The sequence below is a fragment of the Mesorhizobium sp. M0437 genome, from assembly GCF_040321335.1.
In the GTDB taxonomy this organism is placed as follows: Bacteria; Pseudomonadota; Alphaproteobacteria; order Rhizobiales; family Rhizobiaceae; genus Mesorhizobium.
Window position 1 is genome coordinate 22,531 of the sequence record NZ_JAMYRK010000068.1, and the last position, 7,023, is coordinate 29,553.

Below are 7,023 nucleotides of genomic sequence, written 5' to 3' on the forward strand. Positions count from 1 at the left end.
GCAGTTCCCCAACCTGACTATGTCGATGAATCGGTTAGCGCCGCAGCGCAGGAAGGAGAACTGCCAATGACGAAGTATGCCGCCCTGGATGTCTCAATGGGACAGACCGCCATCTGCGTGGTCGACGAGAACGGTCGGAAAATCGCCGAGGGAAGTGTTCCAACCGATCCGGACACATAGATTTGGCTGACCGGGAAGGCTGGGCAACTTCCGAGGATCGGCATGGAAACCGGCCCGCTGGCGGTCTGGCTCTGGAATGAGCTGACAAAGCGCGGATTGCCGAATCGTATGTTCGATGCGCGGCACGCAAGCGCGGCCCTCTCGATGATGCCGAACAACACGGATCGCCATGATGCGGCCCGGCCTGGCCCAGATCGTGCGGACGGGGTGGTTCAAGGAAATCCACTGTGTTGCGGGCGCTACTGTCGGCACGCGACCTCCTGGTCAGCATCCGACACAAGATCGAGAACGAGATCCGGGGGCTTCTGAAGACCGCCGGCATCATGTTATGTCGCGCGACGCGTGTGTCTCCTTGAACGGCTCCGCTCACCTACCTGAAAACACGAACGACGAATCTACTAAAGGCTGGTAGCCTTCTGTGAGGTGCGTCTGCCCTATTCCATGTAGACGTCGCGACGCTATGTGCCAAACCACCAGTAAATCAACACATGGCAACAGATCCTTCAACTAAATTCACAGAATCTTTGCGACCGCAGATCGCTGACCATGGTACCTTCACCGCAAAGTCTGAGGTCAGGCACGGCTAAAAAAAGCCGATGCCAATTTTACGCCTCTGACCGCCGCACATAACGCAACGGAGGTCAACGCCAATGGCAAGAAGAGCCCTCATCATGGTTGAAGGCCATCGGCGTATTGGTCTGCTATTCGTCCAAGCGGCCCAGCGTCTTGGTCTTCATCCAATTACCCTGTCGGCTGATCCAGCTCGATACGACTATCTTGCGGCGGCTGAGGCAATCAGTGTCGATACAGACAATCTCGATGCGCTGATCCACGAATGTTCTCGCCTGCGTGCGACCTATGACATTGCGGGCATTACTGGCGCCGAGGAGGAGGTCTACGCTACAGTTGGCAAGCTCTGCCGGCATTTCGATCTACCGGGACCCAACCCCGCGTCCATTGAACGATGCTGCGACAAATTCACCCAACGCCAGCTCCTCGCGGTGGCCGGCGTTCCAATACCTGCTCATCGCTTGGCAGCGAATGCGGCGGACGTAAAAAGCTCTGCCGCGGAGATCGGCCTGCCGGTGATTCTTAAGCCAGCCGTAGGCACCGGAAGCAGCGGTGTCCGATTGTGCCGCAACGTCGACGAGTTAGCCGAACATATGAGTTATCTGTTGGGCGGACAGCACATATGGCGGTCTTCGCCGAGGGTACTGGTCGAAGAATTCGCAGAAGGCCCATACTATAGCGTTGACCTAATGGGAAATGAAGTCGTCGGGATTGGCACCGCGGACTTCGGCCGCCCACCGCATTTCGTGTTTCGTGAGTTCACCCATCCGGCCCCGCTAACTGGTGATGAGTATAAACTTATCGCACATGTTTCGCGGAGCTGTTTGCAAGCTCTCGGCCTTGGCTGGGGGCCAACGAACATTGAATTCCGGTGGACGAAGCGTGGCCCAGTTGTCATTGAAGTCAATCCGCGTCTTGCGGGTGGGACCAATCCTAAGCTGGTTCGGCTGGCTTGCGGTGTCGATCTCGTCACCGAGCACATCAAGCTTGTCATTGGCGAGGAATGCGACTTGCGTAGAAGGCATTCGCACACTGTGGCCGCGCGGAACCTAGTTCCTGATCGCGATGGCACCCTCGATTGGATTGATGGGGACAGTCGGGCCGCCACTATATCGGGTGTCACCGAGGTTCAATTGTATATTGAACCCAAGACGCCGATCGTCAGGAAAGGTGATTACCGGGACACGATCGGACATGTCATCGCCGCTTCAACCAGCCCAGCTCGGACCAAGGCGATACTTCAGCGTGCTGTCGACTTGATAGATTGGTCGATCACACCATTTCCGACCCTTGGCGAAAAGGAACAGGCAGCTGCCCTCCGCACCGGCGGAGGTGGCGCAAGGTAAGAGGTGATCGTCGCCGAACACTGCAGCAAGCGCAACTTTCGCCTTGAACTCAGGGCTGTGATTACGGCGGGGGCGTTTCGTCATGCTCTCTCCTGTTCCCGGCTTCTATGCCGTGTTCAGGCAGAAATTCCACTTATAACCCTGGCCAAATTCCCGATCAAGCTCTATGTAAGTGCCAGCAGAACCGACGGATCGATAGAGCCGATCCGGCGGTCAAACCCCGTCTCGATGATTTCGCGTCGAGAGATTGTTATGTTGCATTCCACTTTTTTAGTTTGTGACGCGGCTGGTCAGCGCCGTGCAAGTGATCAGCAGCTATTGGTAGCGTGGTGGGATGGCCGGCTTGGTCGGACGCCCACCGCCAGGCAGCCTGGAAAACACCGTCAACCATTCTGCTTGACCACAGTTCAGCCCGCCGAACCTTCATGCGGCCAGCGCCGTCTCCATCAGGTCCACCCAATAGCCGATGCCATAAAGACAGGGCCTCGTCGTTGAAATCAAATTGCTCGTTGTGCGAGGCAATATGCCGAGGGAAAATGCCTTTTCTTTCATGAATATGCCTTTCGCAATGCGCAGATCTTCAGTGCTGTCGATCTCGTAACATCTTAGCTCGTCGTAGCTGGCAGCGGCAAGTTGCGGGCCGGCGTCGTCCGACCAAGTAAGCAGGGAGTTCTTCTGTATGCGCCCGAGTGGCGCCATAACCGATGGTGTCGTTAAAACGGAAACAATCGTGCTTCTAAGGGGTGGAAGCCGAGAACCGCAAGCTCGTCTTAAGAAGCGTGGAAACGCCGATCACATCCCGCGAAACACGATCCTCAAAGACGAGGTCTGCGGTCTTGGCATTACGGAGAGTCTGCCTCGCTTGCCTCGTTCTCTTCGGCGACGCTCTTCCTTCTGTGTTGGCCAATTAGATCCATAGGGCTTACATTGCGCTCTACCGCTTCAACTTCCCGCTTTATCCATGCCATGAGTTGTGGAATCCGCTTTTGCGACATTCTGGCGCTTGTCGCGTTGATAGCCAACGCCGCCATGACCTCTCTGCGTTGCGGCCGGATCGGCAACGCAAGCGCTGAAACTCCCGCGACGAGATGTCCCTGATCTAGAGCATAGCCTCTCTCACGAATGACGGGCAGCTGATGAAGGATCTCATCTGCACTAAGGCCGTTGAAAGTGCCGAAGAGGTGAGTATTGGCGCGTATGATAACATTCGCTTCTTCAGGCGGCAGAAAAGCCAGAATTGCAAGGCTTGCCGACCCGACACCCAAGGGCGCTTGGCCACCAATGTGACCAGTCAGGCTGTCAATGACGTATCCTCCCTCCTGCCTATCGACGCATACGATATTGAAACCGCTACGGGCCATCAGAAAGACAGTATCCCCGGTTTGTGCCGCTAACCGCAACACCGCGGGGCGGCAGAATCGACGCAAGCCCGTGCCGTCAGCTGCTTTTGCTCCGAGCGTGTATAGCGACAACCCCAAACGATATCGCTTCGTCGACCGTTCCCTCTCAAATAGCAGGTGCCGCTCAAGCGCACTTGCGATACGATGCGCCGTCGACGTGCTAAGGCCGAGAGCTTTCGCCATTTCCTGCACACGCGCACCTCGCCCCCCAACCTCGCCAAGGTAGTTCAAAAGGGCTACCGTGCGGTCGAGAAGCTGCGTACCCTTTATCTGCTCGATTTCACACTTCTTGGTTTGGTTTCTCACGAGGACATTCCTAATACCATCTGGGAAAGGGCAAATTCGTTCGATTAGATCGATTATGTCTCCTGGGAGTATGTCTCCTGGAGAAAGACCGAGGCAGTTTTTTCAGTTATCATTAATTGTGGTGGTCGCGAATTGCATCACCGTCACTTGCGCATGCTAGAAGTCAGCTTGGCCGCCACGGTCGTCGATGTGCCTTTTGTTGATCGGGCAGCGCGAAGGGCACCCGACTAACCAAAGCGACGAGAATATTCAGCATATTTTACTACCAGTTCCTTCGCACGGTCTTCGCACTCGTCCAGCGCCATTGCCTCGCAATCGTAGCCGAGCAACTCGCGCATAACTTCTGCCGACTCCGCCGTGAAGCGCACGGTCCCGTCGCTTTCCACGGCTTCGATCCCGTCGTACTTCTGACATTCCCTGTTGATCTCCACCGCATCGTCCAACGACAGGCCTTCAGGCAAATCGATCGAAATGCCTGTTGGAGCAATCCTAACGGGATAGCCTCCGACAAGACCTAAGGGACCTGGCGCATGAACGACGCGCTCTACGCGGTCGGCCAACGCGCGTAGAACATCTGTCGCCGATGACGCAGTCACCGCCTGTCCCGCGAGGCCTTCCACCCGCCGAAAGCGTGCGGCAACGTTCGCGAAGATCTCATCGGGGCCTAATTCCTCAGGCCTAATTCTCTGGCTGTTCCGATATATGGCCAAATGGTAGGGCGCTCCGTCCGTGGAACCGGTCCTCGGCATACGATAACTGACGTAGTGTTGGGCAAAGAACCGCACGTCGATCGCTTTGAGTTCGCAACCTAGAAGATGCGCGGCCGCCAACCTAATTCCCGGTACGGCATTCGCGACGTTGCCGATGCCAATCGCCGGCGAGAGACCCTCGGCCGCAAGGGCGGCATTTGTTACATCAGAGTAGGATGCATTCACGACTATGCTCTCAAGTCCGGCCTCTCGCACAGCCCTCATCAGGCGTCGCACGAGAACGAGATGCATCGGCGTCCATACGCCGCCGCGTGCTCGATCGATCTGCTGAAAAGCATCGGGCGGCAATTGCGTAATTATCCACCATGAATGCAATGTCGTTGCATTGAAAATGATATCAGGACGGAGAGCCGCCAGTCGCTCTGCTGTAGCGTCTATATTCATGAGATCCATAGGCACCACCTCAATGGTCGGATGGTGTCCGAGGTTCAAGGCCGTGTATTTTGCAAGATTGGTCCTTAAAGAGGCCCGCTGCACATCTCTTGCTCCTACGTGCAGATCGTAGTTTCGGCCGCTTTGACTGAGAAAATCAAGCACATCTCCACCGAGAACGCCATGCCCAATAATCAGGATCTTTACGCGTTCCTGCATCGCATATCTCCAGAATTGGTGACCAAATAACCCAAACGGACAATTTATATTGTCTGTAGTCACAATGCCATTTCCATTTAAAAATAACAAGTCAATATTTTGTTAGATCTACATTACAACACGGTCAAGTTTTCGCAACTTATGCTTAACATTAATTTATAATTCTGACGCAACACTGACACCATTTTGCCGCTATCCTGCCGTATGGCTATCAAAACGCGCGACGAATGTTCCCTTTTTTGCTAAGGGCACTGGAACGCAACGGGTTTGAGCCTCTCGGCACGACGGTTAAAGTGCCACGTCACGAACCTGCGAGGTTAAGAAGAGGAACCCTGGGCACGGGAGAGCAGAAGATGTTGTCTCTAGTACGGCCTGCCGATGTCATATTCGAAATCAACCTGGCCGCGATTCAGGCGAACTTCCAGACCATATCGGCCCTCGTTGGACCACGCGTAAGGGTGGCCGCTGTCGTCAAAAGCGACGCCTACGGGCTTGGTCTTGTAGAGATTGCAAGGGCGCTCGTTGATGCCGGCTGCGATCTGCTCTTTGTCGCTAATCTGCACGAGGCGCTGCTTCTAAGGTCATTCCATATAGACGCGGCAGTTGCGGTTTTTTTCGATGAGTTTGCGAGGTTTGGCCGATGCTATCGATGCAAGGGCCTCATACCCGTTGTGAACAATTGCGCTGAATTGGACGCCATTAGCGCGGCAGGGGAGACGCAAACATACTTTCTCAACGTGGATACGGGGTTCTCCCGCCTTGGGCTCGCCTTTGTCGACGTGCGGCGCGCGTATCTTTCTGGCACCTTCGAAAGGCATCCCCCTTCGGTCGTACTCAGCCATCTCGCGTGCAGCGAATGTGTTGCGGACGCGACTAATGTGCTGCAAAGGAACCGCTTTCGGGCAATCTACGATTTGCTTAAGCCCACCCGTGGCAGTCTCGCTGCCTCCGCCGGTGTGTTGCTAGGTAAATCCTATCATTTCGACATGGTGCGGGTGGGCTCAGCACTGTACGGACTCAACAACGCTGGCCTTCAACCAAATCCGCTGCAGCCCGTTGCAAGGCTCCGAGCTAAAATACTCGACGTGCGCAATGTGGCTAGGCGGGAAGCTGTTGGATACGGCGCGACATTTCGTACGGTCCGAACCAGCCGCGTAGCGATCGCCGGGATCGGTTACAAGCATGGCCTTCCATGGGCCTGCGCGAACAAGATGTCCGTTCGGTTTGCTGGATATTCGGCTCCTCTAATCGGGAGAATATCCATGGAATACATAACGATAGATATAACAGACGTTCCTGAGGCGATTTGTGGTCCAGGTAGCTTTGTGGAATTGCTGGGTGAAGATTTCACCGTCGATGAGCTTGCAGCGGCCGCTGGCGTTAACCCACAGGAGGTGCTGACGCGCCTTGGTGCCGGTTGCACAAAACAGTATCTGAATTCTCCCTTTCTGCGAGGTCCTTAGCAAACCGCCCAATTTAGGTGGACAGCGACGACCCGCTCGCACTGGTGTAAATAGGCGAGCGATGGGCACGCCGGTTTTTTTCAGGAGCAATCGGCTGCGGAGCGAAGGTTGCGTTCCCGTCGAATCCCCACCGTGGGGATACGGGATATCGGGAGTTCCTTGAAGCACTGTCCGATGCTGCCGCCGTGAACGTCACCAGGAGCTGAACGAATGGTGAGGAGAGCTCCCGTGAAAGTTGGTGCGTAAAGTTCTGCAAAATGGCGTGGCATTGCGTTGACGTCGGCGTGTCCGCCGCGCCGCCCCCGTGTTTAGCGGAGCGGCGGACACATGACGGTGCTCAGGCGGCCAAGGCCCTCAGGCTCTCCTTCTTGTGCTCGCGCAGATGATCCATGTTGAG

At 55.6% G+C, this 7,023-nt stretch carries 5 protein-coding genes; 2 read left to right on the top strand and 3 right to left on the bottom strand.

Annotated features, from left to right (window positions below; all coding sequences use genetic code 11):
* Nucleotides 1-830 precede the first annotated feature (830 nt).
* Entirely contained in the window at nt 831-2,096 is a 1,266-nt protein-coding gene (locus tag NKI72_RS28670; RefSeq protein ID WP_352755733.1) for an ATP-grasp domain-containing protein, read from the top strand.
* A gap of 423 nt (nt 2,097-2,519) precedes the next feature.
* On the opposite strand, the gene NKI72_RS28675 is transcribed toward NKI72_RS28670, so the two are convergent.
* The 3 genes from NKI72_RS28675 to NKI72_RS28685 form a co-directional block, all read right to left on the bottom strand.
* The gene (locus NKI72_RS28675; RefSeq protein WP_352755731.1) at nt 2,520-2,795 is read right to left on the bottom strand and encodes a hypothetical protein; all 276 of its coding nucleotides are present in this window, start codon (nt 2,793-2,795) and stop codon (nt 2,520-2,522) included.
* A 143-nt stretch (nt 2,796-2,938) separates the two neighbouring features.
* Complete coding sequence (locus NKI72_RS28680; protein ID WP_352755729.1) at nt 2,939-3,802, bottom strand: IclR family transcriptional regulator; 864 nt, start codon at nt 3,800-3,802, stop codon at nt 2,939-2,941.
* Between the two features lie 227 nt (nt 3,803-4,029).
* The gene (locus NKI72_RS28685) at nt 4,030-5,163 is read right to left on the bottom strand and encodes a hypothetical protein (protein ID WP_352755728.1); all 1,134 of its coding nucleotides are present in this window, start codon (nt 5,161-5,163) and stop codon (nt 4,030-4,032) included.
* 353 nt (nt 5,164-5,516) lie between these two features.
* Here NKI72_RS28685 and alr point away from each other — a divergent pair, with 353 nt between their 5' ends.
* On the top strand, nt 5,517-6,626 hold the full coding sequence (alr, locus tag NKI72_RS28690) for an alanine racemase (protein WP_352755726.1): 1,110 nt from the start codon (nt 5,517-5,519) through the stop codon (nt 6,624-6,626).
* Nucleotides 6,627-7,023: the final 397 nt, after the last annotated feature.

Excerpts from the sequence above, each read along its gene's own strand:
- NKI72_RS28670 (WP_352755733.1), top strand. The coding sequence starts at position 831 with ATGGCAAGAAGAGCCCTCATCATGGTTGAAGGCCATCGGCGTATTGGT.
- NKI72_RS28675 (WP_352755731.1), bottom strand. The coding sequence starts at position 2,795 with ATGGCGCCACTCGGGCGCATACAGAAGAACTCCCTGCTTACTTGGTCG.
- NKI72_RS28685 (WP_352755728.1), bottom strand. The coding sequence starts at position 5,163 with ATGCAGGAACGCGTAAAGATCCTGATTATTGGGCATGGCGTTCTCGGT.
- alr (WP_352755726.1), top strand. The coding sequence starts at position 5,517 with ATGTTGTCTCTAGTACGGCCTGCCGATGTCATATTCGAAATCAACCTG.